Annotated in this window: 23 protein-coding genes; 15 read left to right on the forward strand and 8 right to left on the reverse strand. The window is 33.9% G+C overall.

Annotated features, from left to right (window positions below; translation table 11 throughout):
• Nucleotides 1-42: 42 nt before the first annotated feature.
• From MPR_RS06955 to MPR_RS06975, 5 genes are all read left to right on the forward strand, one after another.
• Nucleotides 43-834: a (Fe-S)-binding protein gene (locus MPR_RS06955; RefSeq protein WP_041890710.1), complete on the forward strand. Its 792-nt coding sequence runs from the start codon at nucleotides 43-45 to the stop codon at nucleotides 832-834.
• 3 nt (nucleotides 835-837) lie between these two features.
• Complete coding sequence (locus tag MPR_RS06960) at nucleotides 838-1,323, forward strand: hypothetical protein (protein ID WP_041890713.1); 486 nt, start codon at nucleotides 838-840, stop codon at nucleotides 1,321-1,323.
• Between the two features lie 84 nt (nucleotides 1,324-1,407).
• Nucleotides 1,408-4,278 carry a serine hydrolase domain-containing protein gene (locus MPR_RS06965; RefSeq protein ID WP_041890716.1) on the forward strand — a complete coding sequence of 957 codons (2,871 nt, stop codon included), beginning with the start codon at nucleotides 1,408-1,410 and terminating at the stop codon, nucleotides 4,276-4,278.
• Between the two features lie 278 nt (nucleotides 4,279-4,556).
• Nucleotides 4,557-6,917, forward strand: a complete 2,361-nt coding sequence (locus MPR_RS06970; RefSeq protein WP_041890718.1) for a TonB-dependent receptor — start codon at nucleotides 4,557-4,559, stop codon at nucleotides 6,915-6,917.
• A 9-nt stretch (nucleotides 6,918-6,926) separates the two neighbouring features.
• Complete coding sequence (locus tag MPR_RS06975) at nucleotides 6,927-8,129, forward strand: DUF4374 domain-containing protein (protein ID WP_041890720.1); 1,203 nt, start codon at nucleotides 6,927-6,929, stop codon at nucleotides 8,127-8,129.
• Nucleotides 8,130-8,224: 95 nt separating this feature from the next.
• On the opposite strand, the gene MPR_RS06980 is transcribed toward MPR_RS06975, so the two are convergent.
• Complete coding sequence (locus MPR_RS06980) at nucleotides 8,225-9,001, reverse strand: hypothetical protein (protein WP_041890723.1); 777 nt, start codon at nucleotides 8,999-9,001, stop codon at nucleotides 8,225-8,227.
• A 276-nt stretch (nucleotides 9,002-9,277) separates the two neighbouring features.
• Between MPR_RS06980 and MPR_RS06985 the strand changes: the two genes are divergently transcribed.
• The gene (locus MPR_RS06985; protein ID WP_041890725.1) at nucleotides 9,278-9,850 is read left to right on the forward strand and encodes a hypothetical protein; all 573 of its coding nucleotides are present in this window, start codon (nucleotides 9,278-9,280) and stop codon (nucleotides 9,848-9,850) included.
• Nucleotides 9,851-9,881: 31 nt separating this feature from the next.
• On the opposite strand, the gene MPR_RS06990 is transcribed toward MPR_RS06985, so the two are convergent.
• Nucleotides 9,882-10,469, reverse strand: a complete 588-nt coding sequence (locus tag MPR_RS06990; protein ID WP_041890728.1) for a thioredoxin family protein — start codon at nucleotides 10,467-10,469, stop codon at nucleotides 9,882-9,884.
• 94 nt (nucleotides 10,470-10,563) lie between these two features.
• On the opposite strand from MPR_RS06990, the gene MPR_RS06995 reads away from it, so the two are divergent.
• The 6 genes from MPR_RS06995 to MPR_RS07020 all read left to right on the forward strand — a co-directional run bounded on the left by MPR_RS06995 (nucleotide 10,564) and on the right by MPR_RS07020 (nucleotide 14,819).
• Complete coding sequence (locus tag MPR_RS06995) at nucleotides 10,564-11,148, forward strand: Crp/Fnr family transcriptional regulator (RefSeq protein ID WP_082027821.1); 585 nt, start codon at nucleotides 10,564-10,566, stop codon at nucleotides 11,146-11,148.
• Nucleotides 11,149-11,209: 61 nt separating this feature from the next.
• Complete coding sequence (locus tag MPR_RS07000; RefSeq protein ID WP_041890731.1) at nucleotides 11,210-12,235, forward strand: saccharopine dehydrogenase NADP-binding domain-containing protein; 1,026 nt, start codon at nucleotides 11,210-11,212, stop codon at nucleotides 12,233-12,235.
• The gene (locus MPR_RS07005) at nucleotides 12,235-12,813 is read left to right on the forward strand and encodes an NAD(P)H-dependent oxidoreductase (RefSeq protein WP_041890734.1); all 579 of its coding nucleotides are present in this window, start codon (nucleotides 12,235-12,237) and stop codon (nucleotides 12,811-12,813) included. The genes MPR_RS07000 and MPR_RS07005 overlap by 1 nt, the downstream gene beginning before the upstream one ends.
• Before the next feature lie 210 nt (nucleotides 12,814-13,023).
• Nucleotides 13,024-13,329, forward strand: a complete 306-nt coding sequence (locus tag MPR_RS07010; protein ID WP_006260989.1) for a thioredoxin family protein — start codon at nucleotides 13,024-13,026, stop codon at nucleotides 13,327-13,329.
• Nucleotides 13,330-13,346: 17 nt separating this feature from the next.
• On the forward strand, nucleotides 13,347-13,847 hold the full coding sequence (locus MPR_RS07015) for a DUF2938 domain-containing protein (protein WP_041890738.1): 501 nt from the start codon (nucleotides 13,347-13,349) through the stop codon (nucleotides 13,845-13,847).
• A gap of 15 nt (nucleotides 13,848-13,862) precedes the next feature.
• Complete coding sequence (locus MPR_RS07020; protein WP_041890741.1) at nucleotides 13,863-14,819, forward strand: AraC family transcriptional regulator; 957 nt, start codon at nucleotides 13,863-13,865, stop codon at nucleotides 14,817-14,819.
• 68 nt (nucleotides 14,820-14,887) lie between these two features.
• Here MPR_RS07020 and MPR_RS07025 read toward each other — a convergent pair whose 3' ends face one another.
• Genes MPR_RS07025 through MPR_RS07040 form a run of 4 tightly spaced genes read right to left on the reverse strand, consistent with a single transcriptional unit; the run spans nucleotide 14,888 to nucleotide 19,554 of the window.
• Nucleotides 14,888-16,462: a DHA2 family efflux MFS transporter permease subunit gene (locus MPR_RS07025; RefSeq protein ID WP_006263387.1), complete on the reverse strand. Its 1,575-nt coding sequence runs from the start codon at nucleotides 16,460-16,462 to the stop codon at nucleotides 14,888-14,890.
• Between the two features lie 3 nt (nucleotides 16,463-16,465).
• Nucleotides 16,466-17,611, reverse strand: coding sequence for an HlyD family secretion protein (locus MPR_RS07030; RefSeq protein WP_041890744.1), 1,146 nt, complete (start codon nucleotides 17,609-17,611; stop codon nucleotides 16,466-16,468).
• A 1-nt stretch (nucleotide 17,612) separates the two neighbouring features.
• The gene (locus MPR_RS07035; protein WP_041890747.1) at nucleotides 17,613-18,935 is read right to left on the reverse strand and encodes a TolC family protein; all 1,323 of its coding nucleotides are present in this window, start codon (nucleotides 18,933-18,935) and stop codon (nucleotides 17,613-17,615) included.
• Complete coding sequence (locus MPR_RS07040; protein ID WP_006260994.1) at nucleotides 18,922-19,554, reverse strand: TetR/AcrR family transcriptional regulator; 633 nt, start codon at nucleotides 19,552-19,554, stop codon at nucleotides 18,922-18,924. Before MPR_RS07040 ends, MPR_RS07035 begins: the two co-directional genes overlap by 14 nt.
• Before the next feature lie 441 nt (nucleotides 19,555-19,995).
• On the opposite strand from MPR_RS07040, the gene MPR_RS07045 reads away from it, so the two are divergent.
• Nucleotides 19,996-20,832, forward strand: a complete 837-nt coding sequence (locus tag MPR_RS07045; protein WP_041890752.1) for a methylated-DNA--[protein]-cysteine S-methyltransferase — start codon at nucleotides 19,996-19,998, stop codon at nucleotides 20,830-20,832.
• A 770-nt stretch (nucleotides 20,833-21,602) separates the two neighbouring features.
• Here MPR_RS07045 and MPR_RS07050 read toward each other — a convergent pair.
• On the reverse strand, nucleotides 21,603-21,968 hold the full coding sequence (locus MPR_RS07050) for a DoxX family protein (protein ID WP_041890755.1): 366 nt from the start codon (nucleotides 21,966-21,968) through the stop codon (nucleotides 21,603-21,605).
• A gap of 165 nt (nucleotides 21,969-22,133) precedes the next feature.
• On the opposite strand from MPR_RS07050, the gene MPR_RS07055 reads away from it, so the two are divergent.
• Complete coding sequence (locus tag MPR_RS07055; protein WP_041890758.1) at nucleotides 22,134-22,499, forward strand: winged helix-turn-helix transcriptional regulator; 366 nt, start codon at nucleotides 22,134-22,136, stop codon at nucleotides 22,497-22,499.
• Between the two features lie 111 nt (nucleotides 22,500-22,610).
• Nucleotides 22,611-23,123, forward strand: coding sequence for a hypothetical protein (locus MPR_RS07060; RefSeq protein WP_041890762.1), 513 nt, complete (start codon nucleotides 22,611-22,613; stop codon nucleotides 23,121-23,123).
• A 66-nt stretch (nucleotides 23,124-23,189) separates the two neighbouring features.
• Here MPR_RS07060 and MPR_RS07065 read toward each other — a convergent pair whose 3' ends face one another.
• Complete coding sequence (locus MPR_RS07065) at nucleotides 23,190-23,687, reverse strand: GNAT family N-acetyltransferase (protein ID WP_006265125.1); 498 nt, start codon at nucleotides 23,685-23,687, stop codon at nucleotides 23,190-23,192.
• Nucleotides 23,688-23,814 lie beyond the last annotated feature (127 nt).

A 23,814-nucleotide genomic window follows, 5' to 3' on the forward strand; every position in this document is an offset into this window, starting at 1 on the left:
ATCATAATCCTTTTCTAGGATTATCTCAATAAACACAAGATTATGTCAGCAAATTTAGTTGTGCCTACCATGGCCGAAATGATGGCAAGAGGAGAACAACCAGAAGTATTATTCTGGGTTGGTTGTTCTGGAAGTTTTGACGATAGAGCAAAAAAGATTACAAAAGCATTCGTAAAGATATTAAATAAAGCAAACGTATCATTTGCTGTACTTGGTACAGAAGAAGGATGTACTGGGGATCCAGCAAAGAGAGCAGGGAATGAGTTTGCATTCCAAATGCAAGCAATGATGAATATCCAAGTATTAGATGGATATGAAATTAAAAAAATCGTAACTGCTTGTCCTCACTGCTTTAATACACTTAAGAATGAGTACCCTGATTTGGGTGGTAAATATGAAGTTGTACACCATACTCAATTCTTGAAGTCACTTTTAGATGATGGAAGATTGACTATAGAAGGTGGGCAATTTAAAGGGAAGAGAATTACTTTCCACGATCCATGTTATTTAGGACGTGCTAATCAAGTTTATGAAGCTCCGCGTCAATTGATTGAAAAATTAGATGCAGAGTTAGTAGAAATGAAACGCTCTAGACAAAATGGTTTCTGCTGTGGTGCTGGAGGTGCTCAACTTTTTAAAGAACCAGAACATGGTGATAAAGAAGTGCATGTAGAGCGTACAGAAGAGGCTATAGGGACTAATGCAGAGATTATCGCTGCTGGATGTCCTTTCTGTAATACAATGCTTACAGATGGAGTGAAATTTAAAGAAAAAGAAAGCTCAGTAAAAGTACTAGACGTAGCTGAGTTAATCGCAAACGCAGAAGATTTATAAAATATGTTTAAACCATTTGAAGAAATGCCTGATCATTCGAGAGTTTGGATTTACCAATCTAATCGTAAGTTCTCAGATGAAGAGGTTCAAGATATAGATAAGGATTTAGCTGCTTTTACAGCAGAGTGGGCAGCGCATGCTACACCATTAGAATCTTCTTATAAGATATTTTACAATAGATTTATTGTATTAACAGTAGATCAAGATATACACCCTGCTTCAGGATGTTCAATAGATGCTTCAGTTCGTGTGATTCAAGATATTGAACAAAAGTATAATGTAGACTTACTAGATAAGATGAATGTTACTTATAAAACAGGAGAATTCATCGCTTTTAAAACTTTATTAGAATTTAAAGATTTAGTAAAGTCTAAGTCTGTATCAGCTAATACGATTGTATTCAATAATTTAGTAAATGATTTAGGAGAGTTTAGAGAATTTTGGGAAGTTCCAGCATCTGAAAGTTGGCATTCACGTTTTTTTAAATAGATTCTAATATTTATATTTACGATATCAAAATCACCATCAAATAGACTTTTGATGGTGATTTTTTTTGACCTAAAATAAAAACTAATGAAAAGATTGACTGTTGTACTACTTCTTGTAGCTTCTAGTGCGTTTGGACAGGTTAAGTTTAATCAAGCTAGACAGAAACAATGGGTAGATAGTGTATATAATACGTTGAATTTAGAGGAAAGAATAGGACAGCTGTTTATGGTTGCGGCTTACTCTAATAAAAATGAGGCTCATGTACAGAGTTTAGAGAAACTTGTGCAAGAACAGCATATTGGAGGATTAATCTTCTTTCAAGGTGGACCTGTTCGTCAAGCTGAAATGACTAATCGCTTACAGACTTTAAGTAGAATACCTATGCTAGTAGGTATAGATGGTGAGTGGGGACTGAGTATGCGTTTAGAAGATACTTACCGTTTTCCTTATAATATGACATTGGGGGCTGTTCAAGATATGGACTTGATTTATCAAGTGGGAGAAGCGATGGCTAAACAAACTAAGCGTTTAGGTATGCAGTTTAACTTTGGACCAGTATTAGATATTAATATTAATCCAAAGAATCCTATTATCGGAGTGCGTTCTTTTGGTGAGACGAGAGAGATAGTAACAGATAGAGCTAGTGCATTTATGCAAGGATATCAAAGTCAAGATATTTTTGCAACAGGAAAACACTTTCCAGGACATGGTGATACGTCTACAGATTCACATCACAAATTACCTGTAATTGACTTTGATAAAGGACGATTAAATAGAGTTGAATTATATCCGTATAAGAAATTATTTGAAGAAGGACTGTCTAGTGTGATGATAGCCCATCTAAACTTACCTGCTTATGAACCTAATGATATTCCTACTTCGTTATCTTATAATATTGTAACGAAGTTGTTGAAAGAAGAATTAGGTTTTGAAGGACTGATCTTTACTGATGCTTTAAATATGAAGGCAGCTGCTAATTATCTAAAGCCAGGGGAAGTTGACTTAGCTGCTTTTAAAGCAGGGAATGACTTATTGCTTTTCTCTGAAGATGTGCCTACTGCGCTAACGAAGATATTAGATGCTTATAATACAGGAGAAATATCAGAAGAACGCTTATCTCATTCGGTAAAGAAAGTTCTAGCCTACAAGTACAAATCAGGTATGACAAAGTTCTCTGCTATTGAAACAGGTAGCTTAGTTAAGGACTTGAATGCTCCAGTTTACGATGATTTAAATCAGAAGTTGTATGAAGAAGCAATGACTTTAACGAAGAATGAAGATAGGTTAGTTCCTTTTAAGCATTTAGAAAAACAAAAGATAGCTTATGTAAAGTTAGGAGATGATGATGGTAGTCAATTCTTAAGTATGCTTCAGAATTATGATGATGTAACAGAAATTGCCGGAGATAGTTTAGAAGATTTGTCTGCGTTTACAACTATTATTGTTGGCTATCACAAGGTGGATAACCCATGGCGTAAGCACGATATGTCAGACACAGAAAAGGCGACTTTACGTAATTTAGCCGCTAGAAAGAATACTGTGTTAGTATCTTTTGCTAAGCCGTATGCGCTTGAGTCAATGCCTTTAGATAAGGTAAATACTGTGTTAGTAGGGTATCAGAATAATAAATTTGCTCAGCAAGCTGCTGCTCAAGTACTATTTGGGGCAATAGGAGCTAAAGGAAAGTTACCAGTTTCTATCAATGGTTCTTTTGCTGTTGGTACAGGACTTAAAACGAAAGCTATTGATCGTTTAGGTTTTTCTACTGCAGCAAATGAAGGAATGGATCCTGATGTGTTAAATAGAATTGATGCCATTGCTCAAGGAGCTATAGATAAACAATACACACCAGGTATTCAGGTAGTAGTGACTCGTCATGGTAAAGTAGTATATCAAAAAGCTTTTGGACATCATACTTATGATAATAGCACAAAGGTATTAAATACAGATCTATATGATTTAGCTTCTTTAACTAAGATCTTAGGAACGTTGCCAGTATTGGTAAAGATGTATGATGATCATAAAGTGAGAATGGAGACTAAACTAGGACAGATGTTGCCGATGTTTAAACATACAGATAAAGAAGATATCACCTTTAAAGATTTGTTGACACATCAGTCAGGTTTACCAGCTTGGATTCCTTTTTATAAACGCACTCTAGCAGAGAATAATAGACCTGATCCGAGTTTGTATAGCTTCTTCTACACTCCAGAGTATCCTACTCAAGTGTCAGAGAATTTATATATTAAAAAAGGGTATACAAATGAAATTCTACAACAAATAGCAGATTCTAAATTATCTAAAAAGGAATATAAGTATAGTGATTTAGGGTTTATTATGATGAAGGAGTTTGTGGAGAGTAAATATCACAAGACACTTGATCAAGTAGTGGAAAGTGAGTATTATAATAAGATGGGAGCTTGGCGTTTAACTTATTTGCCATTGCGTAAATTTGACTTGAATGTAATTCCTCCTACTGAAATAGATAATTATTACCGTTATACCACTGTACAAGGGTATGTGCATGATATGGGAGCAGCTATGCAAGGTGGTGTTGCTGGGCATGCAGGATTGTTTGGATCAGCATTAGATGTTGCTAAAATGATGCAGTTATATCTGAATAAAGGGGAATATGGAGGTGATCGTTTCTTCTCAGAAGATACTTTTAATACATTTAATGAGTGTGCTTATTGTAGTAAAGGTAGTAGAAGGGGAATAGGATTCGATAAACCGCAAAAGCCAGGTTCTCCTGGTCCAACATGTGGATGTGCTTCAATGTCTAGTTTTGGACATACTGGGTTTACAGGAACAATGGCTTGGGCTGACCCTGATAAAGATTTAGTATTTGTATTTTTATCTAATAGGACTTATCCAGATAGCAATGTAAATAATTTATCAAAAGCTAATATTAGAGAAGATATTCAAAAGGTAATTTACGAGTCTATCATAAAGTAAACAGAAATATGACGTAAAGGCGTAGCGATGGCTACGCTTTTTTTATGAACTGTATTTAGAGCTTAGTTGTTATCTAGTTTGTTATGAGTAAGTTGAATAATTATGTCATTGTGTTCTTGTGATACAAATAGTAATATCTTGATTTGGTAATTTGTTGATATTGTGCTTGTTAATAGTCAGTATAAATAAGCTAATTAGACTTGTTAAAAATAAAGTTGTATTTCTTTGGTTTTTACTAACATGACCAATACTTTTGTTATTTAAAATTAATTTAAATAATGAGACCGTTTAAGGAAGTATTTTTTTGTTTTTTACTACTTCTGTTACCTTGTTTAGTAAATGCTCAAGGAACTGTAGGTAAAGTAAAAGGAATCGTTTATGATTCACAGAAAACTCCCATTATAGGAGTATCTGTTTCTATTAAAGGAAGTACAATTGGCGTTCAGACAGATCTAGATGGGAAGTTTGAATTACAGCACACAACAGGACAACATATAATACTGTTTAATTATGTAGGTATGGTTGAAGAGAGCAGAACTGTTCAATTTAATACAAGTCCAAAATCATTGAGTATTACTATGCAAGATGAGCCTTCTGTATTAGATGATGTTGTGGTTAGTGTAAAAGGTAAAGTAGATGCTTTAAAAGAGCAAGCTTTTACAGTAAGCGCTGTAGATATGCAAAAGATAGCTAATAGTACTTATGATTTAAATCAAATACTAAACAAAAGTAGCGGTATCAAAGTTAGACAGCAAGGTGGTGTAGGGTCTGATTATAATTTTTCTGTAAACGGAATGTCTGGAAAAGCAGTTAAGTTTTTTGTAGACGGAGTTCCATTAGAGATGTTAGGTAAAGGAGTGGATATGAATACACTTCCTATTAATATGGCTCAACGTGTAGAGATATATAAAGGAGTTGTCCCTGTTCATTTGAGCACTGATGCTATGGGAGGTGCAGTCGATATTATCACGAATGGTAATTCTAAAGATTACTTAGATGCTAGTTATATGACTGGATCTTTTAATACCCATAAAGTTAATTTAAATGGACAATTAAAAGATAAGGGTACTGGAATTATAATGAGACTGAATAGTGCTTATAATTACTCGGATAATGATTATAAGATGCGTGATATGAAGATCTATAATCCCCAAGCTGAGAAGTATGAATACAGAGATGTAAAACGTTTCAATGATCGCTACAAATCTTTATTTGTAATGGCAGAATTGGGAATAGAGGATAAGTCATGGGCTGATATGTTATTCGTAGGAGTGTCACATTCTTTATTTGATAAACAAATTCAGACAGGATCTAATCAAGAGATTGTGTATGGAGGAGTGAAGAGAGAAGGAGATGCGAATAATTACTTTTTAAAATATAAGAAGAAAGATCTATTGAACGATCGCTTTGATATCAATTATTATTTAGGGTATTCTAAGAGTTTAGAAAAAGGAACGGATACTTTAATGAGAAAATACAGTTGGGACGGAAGTTATGTTCCTGCAGCAGGAAGTGAACTTACTAACCCTTCTTTAAGTAGACAACACAGAGATCGTGTATTCTCTCAATTAACTACAGAGTATAGAATAAGTGATTCTCACAAGTTTAATTTTAATTATATGTTAGATTATGTGAAGAATCAATCTTATAATTTATTATACGATAAGAGAGAAGATGCTTATCCAACGAAAATGACAAAACAGATTTTCTCTATTAACTATCAACAAGATTGGTTTGATAAGAGATGGACTAATGTGTTTTTTGGAAAGTATTACTTAGTTGATTTAGATAAGACTGTCTTTGACTCTTCTACACGTAAGGATGTACCTGTTAAAAATCAATCAGGAAATTGGGGATATGGTATAGCGAGTACTTTTAAAATTACCAATGAACTAGGTTTAAAAGCTTCTTTTGAAAAATCATTCCGTTTATTAGAACCAGAAGAAATATTTGGTGATGGAGTGTCTATTACTAGTAACTTAGCTCTACGTCCTGAGAGCAGTAATAACTTCAACTTAGGGGTGTATTATAGCCAGCGTTTTGATGATCACTTCGTACGTTTTGATGCAGCAGGATATATTAGAGATACGAAGGATTATATTTATACAGTACCTAATTTATTCAATAGTACTTTTAAATATGAGAACTTATCTAATATCTTTACTAGAGGAGTAGAAGGAGAATTTAACTACCAGTATAAGAATATTCTTAATATCATGGCAAATATTACTTATAACTATGCTTATGACAATACGAAATACGCTAATAATAGTGATAATGTAGAGTCTGCTACTTATAAAAAAGAAGTGCCAAACCAGCCTTGGTTATATGGTAATATAGATGTTAGTATAGGACAAGATGATTGGTTCCAAAAAGATTCTCGTATTGAGTTAACTTATGGGGTATCTATGACAGAGTGGTTCTATAAAAACTGGCAGTCTTATGGAAACAAAAAGAATATTCCAACGATCCCTCGCCAGACATTACACGATGTAGGAATCAATTATTCGATAGCAAAAGGGAAGTATAACTTTGCTTTGAATTGTACTAATATTGGAAATGCTCTTGCTTATGACAACTTTAAACTTCAAAAACAAGGTAGAGCATTTTATTTCAAATTCAGATATTCTTTAAAATAGACATTACAGATGAAAAATAAATCATATACAATCTTATCTATGATCTTATTGCTTATTACAGTAATAGGATGTAGTAAAGAACCATCTCAGAGTGGTGGTTTTGAAGGAGAAAAAGATTATAAGTATTTCTTATTATCAGCATTGGGAAGTTGGCCTAATACGGTTCATTATATTACAGCTACCAATGATGTGACACAAGGAGTTATGGATCTGAATAGAGAAGGTGATGAAATTAACTCTAAAGGAACGTATTCTTATATCGTTAAGAATGGGTATATCTATAACTATAAAACAGATCAAGGAGTATTTAAAAAGTTCAAATATACAAATGATAAGCTAGTTACAGAGATAGAAGTACCTTTCTCTTATATTAATGACGTGAGTGCTTATACATGGGCTGATGATAACACTTTGATTCTTTTTGGAGATACAAGTGATATAGAGCGCATCCGATATACAGTTTTTAATACAACAAATCTTAAAATAGTAAAACAAGGAGAAGTGTCTGGCCTAGAGCCTTTCCCTCAAGGATATGACCATTATTCAATAGGTTCTGCAGCTTATATAGATGGAGTATTGTATTTACAGTACGGTTTTAGAAATGCGAAATGGTTGACACCTAATTTCTATAATATAGCTTCTATTTCATATCCAGATTTTAAAGTAATCAAATCAGAAGCAGACACTCGTAGTAGTGGTGCTAGTAATGGTTCTCCTTACTTTAAAACTTCTTTTGTAAAGGATAATGACAGCTTCTACTATAGTTGTTTTACACGTACAAATTCAGAGGCTAAAGATATTTATCTATTTAGAATTAAGACTGCAGAAGGGGTATTAGATAGATCTTACGAAATTAATTTGACGCAAGTATTAGGAGGATTAAAACCTGAAACAGCGATGAATTATATAGGAGACAACAAAATGATTATTGGTTATAGAGATCCAGCTAAAGGAGGAAGTTATAATGGGAAATACGCTATTATCGACTTAGAGACTAGATCAGTTGTAAGACAGTTGACAGAATTACCTTTAGATGAACCGTATGAACTAGGTTTCTTTGTTCAAGATAAGAAAGTCTACTTCGCGATTAATAGTGCAGAAGAAGGAAACTACGTTTGGATTTATGATCTAAAAACAGACAAGGTTACTAAGGGAATGACACTTCCTGATAAGATATCAGGATTTGCACGTTTCGATAAATTCTATGACTAATAAATTAGAATAATAAGTTTGATTTTTTATAGGAAGGAATATCTTTCTATTAGTTTGGTTAGGTTTGAAGCCACTTCCTTGGGAGTGGCTTTTTTTTATTTAGGATATTCTTCATAAGCTTTGAATAAGTTTCGGAGCATCTTGAACAGAGTCGTACTGTTTTCTTTGGTGCTTTCGAGTTTACTTTTTCGTTTAGCAGTGAAGGAGAACGATTCATTGGGTGTATGAATAGTACCTTCTAAGTTATCAGTATCGACTATGGAAGTTTGAAGAAGAGTAGGTCTATCTTTAGACATAGAAGAACAGATAAAACCATCTTGAGTCATTACACCTTCAAAACCTTCATTTCTTGTCGTACGTGCGATTAGAGTACCTTCATTTTGGAATAAATGGAAGTTCTCTATTTTAGAGTATTCTGTAAATTTAATTGGAGAATCTTGTTCTGAAAAGGTAAACTCCCATTGACCAGTTACATTAATAGCTGTATAAGTACTCGGAATAGAAAAACGAGGTTCTTTTGTCTTATAGGCTATAAAAGGGATGGTAACTAAAGCGTTTTTATCTTTCTTATCTTCAAATATTCCTTTAATTGTATCGTTTCGTATAATCCCTTTTAGATAGATATGACCACTGTAATCTAAAGGGTTGATAAAACTATCACTTGTTATTTCGGTATATTCTTTTTGATTTGTAATTGGACCATCTGTAAAGATGGTGCGATAACCATGAATATTAAGTGGAATGCTATCTAGTGTAAAAATAATAGGAATATTGATTCCTTTTATAGTGAAATCGGCTTTCCATCGGATAGAAGAATCAGTGTAATCTTGATTGCTTAATTTATCTGTACAACCATTCAAGAGTAAGATCATTAGAAAACAGCTAAGAAGATATCGAATAACAGACATGGATAGAAAATGTAGTGAAACAATTGGTTATAAACATTAAAACCCTTGTATAGAATGAACTATTTATCCAAAGGTAAGCTTTTATAGTTAGCATCTATATCATCTATATATTACTTCTATTATTTTGATGTAAATAAGAATTTAAATAGAAGTTTTTTTATTATTTATTCTAGGTCAAAAAAGTATATATCTGATATAGACAGAGAAGTTGTTTTGTGTTATTCTTATAACTCTTTTTTTATGGATGAAAATATAGTAAAAACGCTTGTCAATAAATTAATGAAGTCAGCACAGCTTATACTGACTTTTGCATATCTATTGGCTATTGGAATAGGGATGTTATTTAATTCACAGAAGTACAATGCTTTTGGTATTAATATTTTTGATTACTCTTCTATATTTGATTTTTTGATAGCTCCCTTTGCAGACTTTAGAATAGTAGCTTTTGCTATTGTGACAATGGTTATTACTTATCTATTGTTTAAAGGTGATGCATATTGGAAAGAGAAATTTCCTGCTAATTATAGCAAATCAACATTTAATCTTGAACAATATTCTTGGTATAGAAAAATAAAGGGAGGTGTGTTTATCCTTATTTTTATCTGGTATCTTATATTGATGGCACAGTATTATGGCAAGCGAACTTATGTTGAAACACTACAACAAGAATTGACTAAAATAGAGTATATAGGAGGGGAAGTGATAGAAGGAATTCTTATAGGGAAGACCAGTGATATATTGTTTTTATATGTAAATCAAGAAGTAAAAGCCATACCTATATCTGCGAATCTAAAGACTATACAGATTAAATAATAAAGGCTGTCCATTGGACAGCCTTTCGCTTTTATTTCTTTGGAGCATTGTCTACGAACATCTGCTTTACTTTAGCTACGTCATAGCTTTTATCAGCTTCTAATTCACCAGATGAAATTACATTAGTCGTTTTTCCTTCCCCATTGATTACGATGAAGAAAGGATAACCTAATTTCTGTCCTTCAGGAGCATATTTTTCGAATGCTTTAGCATTTTTATGTTTAGCTGTATAATTTAAGTGATAATAAACATAGTTCGCATCGACTACAGTTTTTATATCTTGATTTTTTTGTACAAAATCATTAAAACGAAGACACCATATACACCAGTTACCACCAGCTTGTACAAAAACATTTTTGCCTTCTGCTTTAGCCTTTGCGATTAGTTCTGTTATTTTAGCATCACCATCTTCTTCTTCGTTATATGGTTTTGCTAACGCCTCTTTTTCTTTAGCAATAGCTTGTTTAGCTGCTGCTGTATCTATTGCAGTAGTAGGTGTATTGTCAGAGGTAGTTGCTTCTGTTTCTGTTGCTACTTGTTCTGTTTTAACCTCTTGTTTACAGCTTACTAATGTTAGTACTGTAGCTAGTACTAGAGATGATAAAACTAATTTTTTCATATTTGTTAGGTTTATGTATTGTTGTTTCTAAATGAAATTCGGCGAAATGTAATAAAAATTAATAAGATATTGTATATATAGGATTACATTTACCATGAATATGGTATCTATTATGCTCAATATATTTTTTCGACGTTTTAATCTATTCTCAGAAGAAGAGATAGGTATTATTGTAGCTTTATTTGCACAACGCAATATTGCTAAGAATGACTATCTCGTAAAGGAAAATGAATACTGTGAAGAAATAGCCTTTATTGAATCAGGTATTTTTCGTTCCTTTTACACAAACGAAAAAGGAGATGAACTGACTTATTGTTTTCGTTTTCCAGATGATTTGATTGGTGCATATTCTGCTTTTATTACAGGAGGAAAAAGTATTGAGAGTATCCAAGCGATTGTTAATACAGTAGTTTGGTCTATTCAGAAGAAAGATCTCGATGCTTTAGCAGATAGATTACCTCAGTGGACTACTTTCTTAAAGATTATTGCTGAGCAACAGTATTTAGAATTAGAACGCAGAGTGATACAGTTTCAGCGAGAGACTGCCTCTGAACGTTATAAGAATCTATTGATGCATCACCCTAATTTTGTACAGTATATTCCGTTACAGTATTTGGCTTCTTATTTAGGAATTACCCAAAGACATTTAAGTCGTATCAGAAAAGAGATTACTTTTTAGACATTTGTCCAGTATTTAGACCTCTATTGGCTATTAGTTTTGTCTGTAAATCAAATTAATTATGCAGAACAATATTTTAATCATAGGAGGTAAGGGGTTAGTAGGGGGGACTATAGCTCGTATCTTAAAAGAGCGAAATCCTCAATGTAATATAATCTTAGGAACTAGATCTCCTAAAGATCTACAAAAAGAAGTACAGATAGATGTCAATAGCCCATCTTCATTAGAAGCTATTCTATCTAGAAGTATCGATTTAATTATTTTATCTGTTAATGACCAGAAGGATCATGTACTTCGTTTTGCGATAGAGCATGGAATAGATTATTTGGATATCACTAAACCAACACCCGCTTTACATAAGGCATTACAGATTACTACAGAATATACTAAGTATAATAGCCGTATTGTATTTGGCTCAGGTTGGATGGGAGGTATTGTTCCTGGATTAGTCAAATCTGCTGTGCCAACTACAGAAAAAATAGACAGCGTACAACTGTTGGTGTATTATTCTATAAAAGATAAAGCAGGCGAAAGTTCAGCTCATTTTATGGCAGAGCATGTTGCAACTCCTTTTGTTCAGTATCAAAAGAATCAACCTAAGGAGGTTTTACACTTTTTAGATAGTGAATCGTATTGTTTCTCTTTTGGGCTAAGAAATAGACAAGTTTACAACTTTGATACTCCTGATCTGTATATTTTGAATCAAGTAGAAGCTGTACCTACCGTAAGTGTGAAGATGACTTACAACTCTAAGTTTGTAACTCGTGTATTAGGCTGGATGCAGCAGTTCGGTGTATTTAAGAGAATGTCTTTAAAGACAAGGAGAAAGATATTTGGAGGTAGTGGAGCAGGAGATATATCAGTATTCGAAATCATTATTAAAGGCTCTCAGCAAGTAAGGAGAATTTTATTAAAGAGTGATAGAGGACAGGCAGAATTAACTGCTTTATCAGCCGTATTACATACAGAGGCATTAGTTAGTAATAAAGTTTTACCTGGGCAGTATTTTGCACATCAACTTCATGGAGAAAAAGCACTTTTCACAGGTTTACAACAATATGATTCTATAACAGTAAAAGAGATATAATGAAGAGAATAACAGTTATCAATGGACATCCAAATAAAGATTCACTGTGTTTTGGATTAGTAGATGCATATGTAAAAGGAGCCAGGCAGAGTGGAGCAGAAGTGAGAGAAATCACAGTAGCGAAGATGAGCTTTAATGCGAACCTACAGTATGGTTATCAGAAACGCATGGAACTAGAACCAGATTTAGTTAAGGCGATAGATGATATCAAATGGGCTGACCATCTTGTATGGGTACATCCTGTATGGTGGGGTGGACTTCCCGCTTTAGTAAAAGGATTTATCGATAGAATATTTCTACCAGGTATTATGTATCAGTATAGAGAGAATAGTATGTTATGGGACAAATTACTGAAAGGTAAAACAGCTCATATTATCACTACCTTAGATCAACCAGGATGGTATTATCGCCTGATGTATGGAAGACCTAGTGTCAATCAGCTAAAGAAATCAACACTGCAGTTCTGTGGTGTATCTCCCGTAAAAGTCACTTATATTGGAATTGTTAGAAACTCTAAAGAAGAGCAGAGGTTGAAGTGGATTGCTAGAGTAGAACAGCTAGGCAAACAATTGAAGTAAGAGCAATCTTGATTTTTGTTTTTATAGATATGGTATAAGAACTATAAAAGTACGAGAAGAGATAAATCTGTACTTTGTCCTATTAAATCTCCTATTAGGGTAAGAATAAAGAATAAGAACGCTATTAGTTTTGTAATGTCAAAATAATAGCGTTTTTTTATTCTATATAAATATCAACGTTATTATTCAATTTTAAAAAAGACAACAAAAATGGAAGAGTTTATAGACTTTGACAATTTAAAACGTCCTGTTTTAGTTCAATTTTATGCTGATTGGTGTGCTCCATGTAGAACACTATCAGGTATAATAGATCATATAGAGGAGGATATAGAAGCTAAAGTAGATTTGATAAGAGCAAATATAGATCAATGTAAGGACTTAAAAGAAGAGTTCTTTGTTCGCTCTGTACCCACGATGATTTTATTAAATAAGCAGGGAGATATCTATTGGCGTCAGACAGGTGTTGTTGCTCCACAAGAGATTATGAAGCACGTGTGGCAAGTAGATAAAGAATAATTTAAAGAATTGAAATAATGAATAACGTTGTATTATTAATTGAGTATGCTTTATTATTAGGCATAGGAGCTACTATATTTATGGATCTTTATGCAGTAGCTATTAAGAAACTGTTTAATATTCCATCATTGGACTATGCGATGGTAGGGAGATGGATAGGATCTTTTACGAAAGGAGTGTTTAGTCACCCTAATATTATGCAAGCTACTCCAGTGAAGAATGAGAGAGCTTTAGGATGGATAGCGCATTACTTAATTGGTATAAGTTTTGCCTTTATACTATTAGTGATTTGTGGTGTAGAGTGGCTTTTAGTACCTACATTTTTACCTGCACTAGTTATAGGAGTCGCTACGACCGTGTTTCCATTCTTTATGATGCAACCAGCCTTTGGGTTTGGAATAGCAGCTTCCAAAACACCTAAACCGAATACAGTGAGATTGAGAAGTCTTCAAGCGCACACTGTTTATGGGATAGGGTTATATGTAGCAGGATGGGTATTATCTCTAATTATTAGATAAAAAGTAAGGATATAAATGAGTCAAAGTAATAAAGACATAAGGGAAATAGAGTCAATAGAAGACTTTAAGAATCATTTTTTGGTATCTGAAGGAGTCAATTGTGGTGAGTGTAATAAACTGCGCTATAAAGAAGGAGCAGGCTATATGGAAGTCTTGTCTTTGGCTGATTTGAGACAGCACAATGATTTGTTTTTAGGTAGTCGTACGCGTAAGCGATTTTACAGTATGGTGCTAGTAACTAAGGGAACAGTTACTGAAGTCATAGGGCATAAAGAATACCGCTTAGGTGAGCAGACAATGTACTTTGTGTCAGATAACCAATTACACCAAATAAAAGAATGGACTAATGACTTAGAAGGGTTTATGTGTCTATTTGATTCTGATTATTTTTTACTTTGTATCAAGCATCAAATCAAGTTGAATAGCTTTCCTTTTTTTCAATTGGACAAGGCTCCTTATGTGGAACTTACAGAACGTGAGGTAGAGATGATGAGTCATCTGTTTTGGAAGTTAAATCAAGAACAATGTCAAAAAGAAACTTTTAATGATGATTTATTAGTGCGTATGTTTCTGAATATTATCTTAATAGAGGCAGAGCGAATATATAATCAACAGACTACATCAACTCCCTTTGTATTATCTAGAAAAGAGCAGTTAGTAGCAAAGTACCAACTATTGGTGACCCAGAATGCTATTGAATTAAAGCAAGTAAATCAATATGCAGAACTGTTACATGTACATCCTCATTACCTTAATGATATAGTTAAAGAAATCACTAATCAGCCTGCTAGTTATTTTATTCATAAGTATCTGATAGAAGAAGCTAAATCAAGACTGATACAGACGAATGATACAGTTGCTCAGATAGCTATAGATTTGAATTTTACAGAGGAATCTTATTTTGGTCGTTTCTTTAAAAAGAAAACTGATTTAACTCCTCTTCAATATAGAAAGCAGCACAAACAGCATTAAAAACTTACTTATATAAAACCAAAATAGAGACCCTAAGGTCTCTATTTTTATGCATAATTTATTCTTTATTAATGTCCTGCACCAGCAATGATCTTACCAGCTCCTTTTTTAATCAATAAGAGTATAAAAGGAATACAAATAAGAAATAGTACCCCTAAGAACATAAATACATCCATATAGGTTAATACTGTTGCTTGTTTAGTCACTCCTAGGTCTAGTAAGGTGTATGCCTTCTGAAGTGCCTCATCTGTAGGGAATCCTTTCGCTATAAAGCTTTGTTGTAAGGCAGCTACACGATTCTGCACTTCTAGAGAAGCAGTATCTAAATGACTTACTAATCCTAGTCTGTGATTTACAGACCATCTAGAGATAAAGGTTGTGATTAGTGCGATACCAAACGAACCTCCTAATTGACGCATCATCCCAGTAAAGGCTGCTCCTTCACCTATCTCTCTATTTCTTAAGTTAGAGAGTGATAGTGTTGTAATCGGTACGAATAGCAATCCTAACCCCACTCCGCGTATCACTAATGGCCAGAAGAAATGCTCACTACCTGTATCTGGAGTAAGTATATTACGAGCCCAGAAACTGTATAAGAAGAATACTAAGAATCCTGCAGATACTAGATATTTAGGAGGAACTCCTCTTTGTAGCATTCTAGCGATGAATGGCATCATTAAGGCAGTCATTAAGGAACTTGGTACTAATAACATCCCTGCATCTGTAGCAGTCCATCCTAAAATCGACTGGGTATAGATAGGAATGATAAAAGTAGACCCATATAACCCAAATCCTAAGATAAAGGACAATACTGTACCAATGGCTAGATTAGAATCTTTCAGTACTCTTAAATTTACAATAGGTTTGTCACAGGTCAGTTCCCTCCATACGAAGAAGAAGAACCCCAATACAGATGATATAGATAGAGTCAGAATAGTACTGTTTTCAAACCAATCATCTTGTTGACCATGTTCTAATACGTACTGTAATGAACCTACTGCAATAGCAAGTAGTATAATCCCTAAGAAGTCTATCTCATTCAGTTTGCTCTTTTCAGCGTATTTAGGACTTCTAACATATAATATGGCCAATGTGGTGGCTATAATCCCTAAAGGCACATTGATATAAAAGATAAATGGCCAAGAGTAATTGTCTATAATGTACCCTCCTAATGGAGGTCCAAGTGTAGGCCCTACAATAACACCCATACCGTATATTGCTTGTGCAACACCTCTTTTTTCTACGGGATAACTCTCTGTGATAATGGTCTGTGAGGTTACTAATAACGCACCTCCTCCTAGACCTTGTATAAAACGGAATAGTATAATCTCCCATAGCGTAGTAGAATACCCACATAAAAAAGAAGCTACAGTAAAGATGATAATGGAAGCAGCAAAGTAATTGCGTCTTCCAAACTGTTGTGAGAGCCAGCTAGTCATCGGTACTACTATTACATTGGCAATAGCATAAGCCGTTACCACCCAGGCGATATCAGTAAGAGAAACACCGATACTCCCTTTCATATCATTCATGGCTACATTGACGATAGTCGTATCGACTATCTCTAACAGTGCACATAGAATGGCGGTGATGGTAATGATTATTCTGCGATAACCGTGTTCTACTAAGCTTTCTTCACTCATCGCTTATCGTCCACTTTTAATGTTCACATCGATATCTACATTCATACCTGCTTTTACGTATACTAGCATTTCATCCTTCGGATTAGTGAAAGTAATCTTCACAGGGATACGTTGTACTGTTTTTACGAAGTTACCAGATGCATTATCAGGAGGTAGTAGAGCGAACTTAGCCCCAGTAGCTGGAGACATAGAGTTTATTACTCCTTCGAACTCATGCTTAGGGAATGCGTCTACTTTTATTTTGACAGGTTGTCCCTCACGCATATATTGCATTTGTGTCTCTTTAAAGTTTGCCACTACCCAGATATTGCCTTTTTGTACAGTATTGAATAGCCCTTGTCCAGGTTGTATTAATTGCCCTACTTGTAGGTTAATTTTAGATACTTGACCATCTTCTTTAGCTGTGATTACGGTGTAAGACAAGTATAACTCCGCATTGTCTAAGTTAGCCTTAGCTTGATCTACCATTGCCTTAGCAGCATCTATCTGAGAAGTAGAAGCTACAGCTTGAGATCTACTAATATTTACTTGTTGAGCTACAGCATTTGCTTGTTTCTCGACTGCTTTTAATTGTTCTTGTAGTACGACTACTTGTTTTTCAGCAGTTTCTTTAGCCGCTAATGCTTGCTCATATTGTTGTTTAGTAATAGATTGACTTTCATAAAGTTTGTTGTATCTATCATAGTCATTCTTTGCTCTCCATAGCTGAGTTTTTGCAGCATCTATATTTGCTTTAGCAGTCGCTACATTAGCTACAGCAGTAGAAGCTCCTGCTTGAGAAGATATTACTGTAGATTCACTAGTATTATGCCCAGCTTCAGCTACTTTTAATTGACTTAATGCCGCTTGATAGTTTGCTTTAGCTTGATCTACTTTGATTACATATTCTGTATCATCTAGTGTGATTAATACATCTCCTTTTTTGACCATTTGGTTATCTTGTACATGGATACTTTTGATGTATCCTGGTATTTTAGATACGATAGGAGATATCTTTGTTTCTACTTGAGCATCATCAGTAGTCTCATGAGCCATAGAATGGATGTATTTATATACACCATATCCTCCTCCAAATAGTATTATAGCTCCTAACGCAATAATAAATTTCTTATTTAGAGGTTTTTTATATTCATTATTATTTGTTTCCATTTTAGTTTCCCGATTGTAAGTTGTCTAATAATTTTCCTGTTTTGTATGCATATTGATACAATGTCAATGTTTGATCAGCTTCTCCTAGCATATTGTCTATTTGAGCTTGTAGCTGTTGTACATCAGCTTCTAATAGATGATCAGTGTCTGTCAGACCATTGTCATACTTATCTTTTACAATGCGGTAATTCTCATTAGCCTGAATAAGAGCTTTCGATAAAACAGTATTCTTTTTTAAAGCTAATTCATAAGCATTATACGCTTCTTCTATTTCTACTTTAGCCATATCTTCTACTAATAAGACTTGGTATTCAGCTTCTGTTTTCTTTGCTTTAGCTTTATTGACTTCTGTTCTGTTTTTAAAGATTGAAGCCAAGTCATATTTTAGACCGACTCCTACCATAGTAGCATTAGTGATATCAATTACTTTATCTAATTGAATAGCTGAGTATCCAGCTGTTAATCCGATAGAAGGGAAGTAATTACCTCTAGCTATTTTGATAGTCGTTTGAGCTATTTCGTCCATTTTCATTACACTCTGAACATCCTTACGTGTAGAGATATCATCTGTTTTAGTAGGTAAGATATCTACAGGATTAGCTTTCTCTGCAACGATTGTTTCATTAGACGGAAAATCTAGAAGAGTACTTAATCTTGTACTAATATTCTTCAAGGTGTTTTTCGTTTCTTCTAAAGACAGCTCTACATTCGCTTCTTGCAATTGTGTTCTTAAATAATCATTTCTAGCGATAAGACCATTGTTTAAGAATTGTTCAAAGTCAATTGTGCGTTGGTGTGCACGCTTTAGATTTTCTGTTAGTAGTGCTATCGACTGCTGCGTCTTATACAGTGCAAAGTATAAATTGATGGTTTGGTAAACTACATTCTCCGTAGTAGATTGCTCTGTTAGTTCTGCTAATGCGTAGTATTGTTTACTTTGGTTTACAGCGTTACTAATTTTGAAACCACTAAATAGAGGTACATTAGCTTTGGCTTGTGCCATCATTAAATGCTGTGGTGTCACCTGTGGCATTTGGTTTTCTCCAGACGATGGAGGTAAAGGTACTTTTAGATTAACATCAGTACCATTAAAGAGGCGATTATATGATCCTGAAACTTCTAGATCAGGGTAGCGCATATTTTGGGCGCTATGAATCTGAAGTTTAGTAGCCTCTGTACTTGCTTTTACTTTTTTTATCTCTTTGCCATTTTTTAAACTTAATGTAATGGCTTGCTCTAGGGTAATAGGTGTTTGAGTTGAAGTTTGAGCAAACGCTTGGCAAATAAATAATGAAGCAAGTAAGATGTAATTACTTTTGTTCATTGTAGATTAAAATTGATTGAAAGGATTGTATTAAATAAGGATATATATGCTGTTTGATGTGCAAACTATATTCTTCGTGATCGGGTATATTCCAATAGCTAGATAAAGTACGTTCGTGGTGTATTAGGTAACTTAATATTCCCAATGAAAAGATAACGAATGTAACAGGGTCTGGCTTCGCTTTAAAAAGACCTTTTTCATACCCCTCTTCTATAAAACTATTGATAATATTTAATATTTCGCGCTGTAGGATGGTTATACCATCTGATATCTCAGGGATGTCCTCTTTTTTAGATAGTTGCCCCATTAAGATAATGTGGAAATCAGCGTTTTGTAATTGTACAGTCATCATATGCTCTACGAAAGCTAATAATTTCTGCATAGGGTCTAAGTGAGTATCTGTGGTAAGAAGAGCTAGTTTTTCTCTTGTTCGAGTTAATCGTATTTCGAATAATGCAATAACCATTGCTTGCTTAGAACCAAAGTAATAATTGATCATAGCAACATTAATACCAGCAGCTTTAGAAATATCTCGTATACTCGTTCCATCTATACCTTTTTGAGAGAATAGCTCCTCTGCTACGATTAATATTTCTTTCTGTTTATCACTTAATGCCATGAGTTGTATTTTTTTTAGAGCGTAAAATTAAACAAACGTTTAATTGGTAATTATATTTTTAGTAATTATTTTGTGTTAAAATAGTTTTAATGTAATTATTTAAGTAATTGATTGGTTTTAATGTATTTTATAACTTTTTGATTTACTGTAAATTAGAAGTTATAGGTATAAGCTCTAATTAAGAATTAAGAATCGTTGCCTATGGCAATCGGTATGCACATGGCGTTGGCGCGGATTTGTAATCCTGGACATATATTTACCCAATCTATATCCACAATACACATCACCTCATGCCCGAAGGGCACACATTCCTAATTCCTAATTGAAAATTCCTAATTCTCCATAAGGGCACATTTCTATTTTTAAAAGAATAGCAAGAAATGGATTGTGAGAAAAAAGCAGAATCTATTTCTTTGTATACTTGTATTAAAGAAGTTAGTCATGGAAGTAAGTAAACAATATGAAAAGGCAAGACAAGCTATAGCGTATATCGTAGCTAATCACTACGCACAACCTAATTTATCAGAGATAGCAACAGCAGTTGGGTTAAGTGAATATCATTTTCAAAGATTATTTACAGAATGGGTAGGAAGTAGTCCTAAGCAGTTTTTGAGATATATAACCTTAAACTATGCTAAGTATGTTATCAAAGAGCGGTTAGAACAGACTTTGTTTGACATTGCAGATGAGGTAGGGTTGAGCAGCAGTAGTCGTTTACATGATATGTTTGTCTCTATAGAAGGCATGACTCCTAATGAGTACGCAAATAAAGGAGCGTTTTTAGAGATTGCCTATAGTTATTGGGATACCTTATTTGGACAGGTAGTAGTTGCTTCTACACCTAAAGGGATTTGTCATATTGCTTTTACTTCTGAGCATAGTGATGGATTAGAGCGTATTCATGCAGATTTTTCTAATGCTGTATTAGTAGAAGAAAGGAAGGGTATACATCAGGCGGTGATCGATATATTAAACAGAGAAGGAGATCTGACACAAGTCAAATTACACCTTAAAGGGACTCCTTTTCAGCTTAAGGTATGGGAAGCTTTATTACAAATTCCAGAAGGACAATTAACAACTTATGGTGGTCTAGCAGACAGATTAAATAATGCAGGAGCGAGTAGAGCTGTAGGTACTGCTATTGGTCGGAATCCTGTAGCAGTATTAATACCTTGTCACCGCGTGATACAGCAGACAGGTTTGTTAGGGGGATATATGTGGGGAGCAGAGAAGAAACAGCTAATTGTGGGTTGGGAATTAAGTAAAACACATGAATAAAATACATTAGCAGTAAAAAATATATTGTATAGAAGAGTGTCCACTGTGGATGCTCTTTTTGCTTTATGGTAGTTCCATATTAAAACCGATAGAATAATTTATTTTTGGAAAAATAACCCCAAAAAATCAGATTGTTTTTTTGATTTTGTCTCTTATTTTTCTCTAAAAAAATCAAAATAGACCTCTTTTTACTCCCTTTTTTTAGCTATTTGCCCTCTTTTTTAGCCTTTTAATCCTACTAAGTGAATTTTTATATTCATTTTTTTTAATTGATAAATAATGTAATGTATTGATACATAGTTGTTTGTTTGATTTTTAATAAGAATTGAAGTTATTCTATATTGCTTGTAATCCCAGTAAATATGGGGTTTCATAACAGATCCTTGGACAATTATAGGAGTATAGTAGGACAATACTTGGGTATAGCGGGCTTTTGTCCAAGGATAGTCCTTTTATTGATCTAGTATTCTTTTAGGATGTGACTTGAAGGATAAATCTAGAATTTGTGGTAGTCAAATACTGCAAAGCAATTCTACCTTATGGTTCCTTCATTAGCTCTAAAAACATACTATCGTATGCTTGTATCACTAATTCAGATCTATTTTGTATAATTCCTTTTCGTTTATATGTCTATCGCATAGTTTGGGTTAAAACGAGCATATACGATAGAGAGGGAGAAGGATAAACATAGAGGTTATAGTCGATAAGTATATAAATGCATTGAGGCGAGACTGTGTAAGCCCGCCTCAATGCATTAGAGTTAGGTTTGATTAACGTTGATTTTGGGTTAATGAACTCCAGTATGACAAGGCTAATAACACCCCTGCTATGAATACAAAACCAAGTGATGTAATAGGTTCTCCCATCGCTAAGTGTGCGATAGCAGCAGAGATAATATTAATGGTAAACCCTGCATAAGCAAAACCTCTTATCGTAGAGGATAAGAAAGGGAGCAAGATCACTATAGCTCCTAAAGCTTTAAATATGGCTAGTTCTACTCTGAAATAATCAGGAAAACCTAGGTAAACAAAGGCTTCTTTCATCTCTTCTGTTGCTACATAGTTATAGGCACTAAATAACATAAATAAAGAAAATAGACTTGTAGATACCCAGAATGTAATTTTAGAATTCTTCATTTTTAAGTGTTTTTATGGCCTATCTAAATAGATAGGTTCTTTTCTGGGTGCAAACATAGCTGACTTTAAGGTGGTCTTCTCTATTAGTTTCCTTTTGGGAAGTGGTTTCCTTTTGCACACTACTGTAGAATAAAGTAATTTTAGGGTGAATTAAAAATAGAGCAGATGAAGAAAAAACCAGTGTTGAATAATACAGAACAATGTCAAGTACGTATAGTAGCTATTAAAGATACGATGAGCTTATTATCTGGTAAATGGAAGGTATATATTATCGGAACATTATTACATGGAGGCAAAATGAGGTTTATGGATCTAATGCGAGAAGTAGAGGGAATAGGTACAAAAATGTTGTCAAAAGAATTACATGATTTAGAAGCAAATCATTTGATAAAAAGAACAGTGTTAAATACCAAGCCTATTTCTGTAGAATATGAATTGACAGAGTATGGAAAAACACTAGAAAGAGTGATCGAGGAGATTATGATTTGGGGACAGAAGTACCGCCAAACGGTCTTTAATGAGAATAAATAGGCTGAATATTTATTTTATACTCCTTGTATTTTGTATCTAAAAAGAGCGTAAATTTAATAAGTAATCGTACAGATAGATAAAGCATTGTATCAATACTTATAAAGATAGGATATGACATCACAAGAGGGTAAATCGATCATAAGACAGGCTGTGATTAAAGGCAAAACAGAGTACTGTCATCTCATCTTAGAACCCAAACCTAAGATTGTGTTTACTATAGATGGAAAAATAAGTTCTCATCAGACTACTATTTTAGGTAAGGAGAATGGCTTTTTTTCATGGATGCAGTTTGTAGTGATTATCATGTTTATACTTAGTCTATTGACTTATTATTATGTGGGCTTTTATTATGCGCTGATTCCAAGTATTATTACAGCTTATTTGTTGTATGTTATTTATAGTAGTTGGGATATGACTACTGTTCATGTTATAGATAAGCAGGATGTTATAGAAGTTAATTTGGTCAAAAGATCATATCTCTCTGCTACAGGTTTTGATATCCGTTTTAAAGATAGTAAGGGTAACAGAAAAGTGAGAAGATTTTTATTAGCTAATCAAGGAGCTGGTAAAGAGGAGTTTTATGAGAAGGCAAAGGAATTGTTTAGAAACAATGGATATATGTAATATAAAATAGGGAGACTCAAAATGAAATCTCCCTATTTAATTTATAAGCTAAGTATTATATGATCATTATTTCCACCAATGGTAGTAGTTGTGCCCTCCATCGTATACGAATCCGCATCTAGGGTATAGCGTATTCCCTATATCATTTGTCTTTTCTGTCTCTAGCATTAGTCCACATGCATTGGTTTCTTCACACCATTGTTTTGAACGGTCGATGATCGCTACAGATAACCCAATCCCTCTGTAGTCTGGATGTACGAATAAGTCACTTAATAACCACTGTTTTTCTAATTTGATGTAATGGAATAATTCATAAAGTTGAACGAATCCAACTGCTTGTCCATCTACATATGCTAAGAAGATATGAGACTGGTCATTAGACAGCCGATCAAGTAAGAATTGTTTTCCTTTTTCATAATTTGATTCTTGTCTGTAGAATACTCGATACATATCGAATAGCATAGAGGCATCTTCTAGGTGTTCTAAAGTCGCTTTTACTAAAGTCGCAGTTGTGTTTTTTAGAGTTACTTGTTGTCTTGTTACCCCAGTGTTCGTTGTAGTCATAAATACTTATTGGTTTAAAATTTCGAGGCAAATGTCTCGTAAAAATGGAAGGGGATTATAGACCAGTTTTTAAATAGTTTAGTAGTCCAAAGATGAGTAGGTAGGTTAAGTGATACATGTCTATATC

Source organism: Myroides profundi (assembly GCF_000833025.1).
Taxonomy (GTDB): domain Bacteria; phylum Bacteroidota; class Bacteroidia; order Flavobacteriales; family Flavobacteriaceae; genus Flavobacterium; species Flavobacterium profundi_A.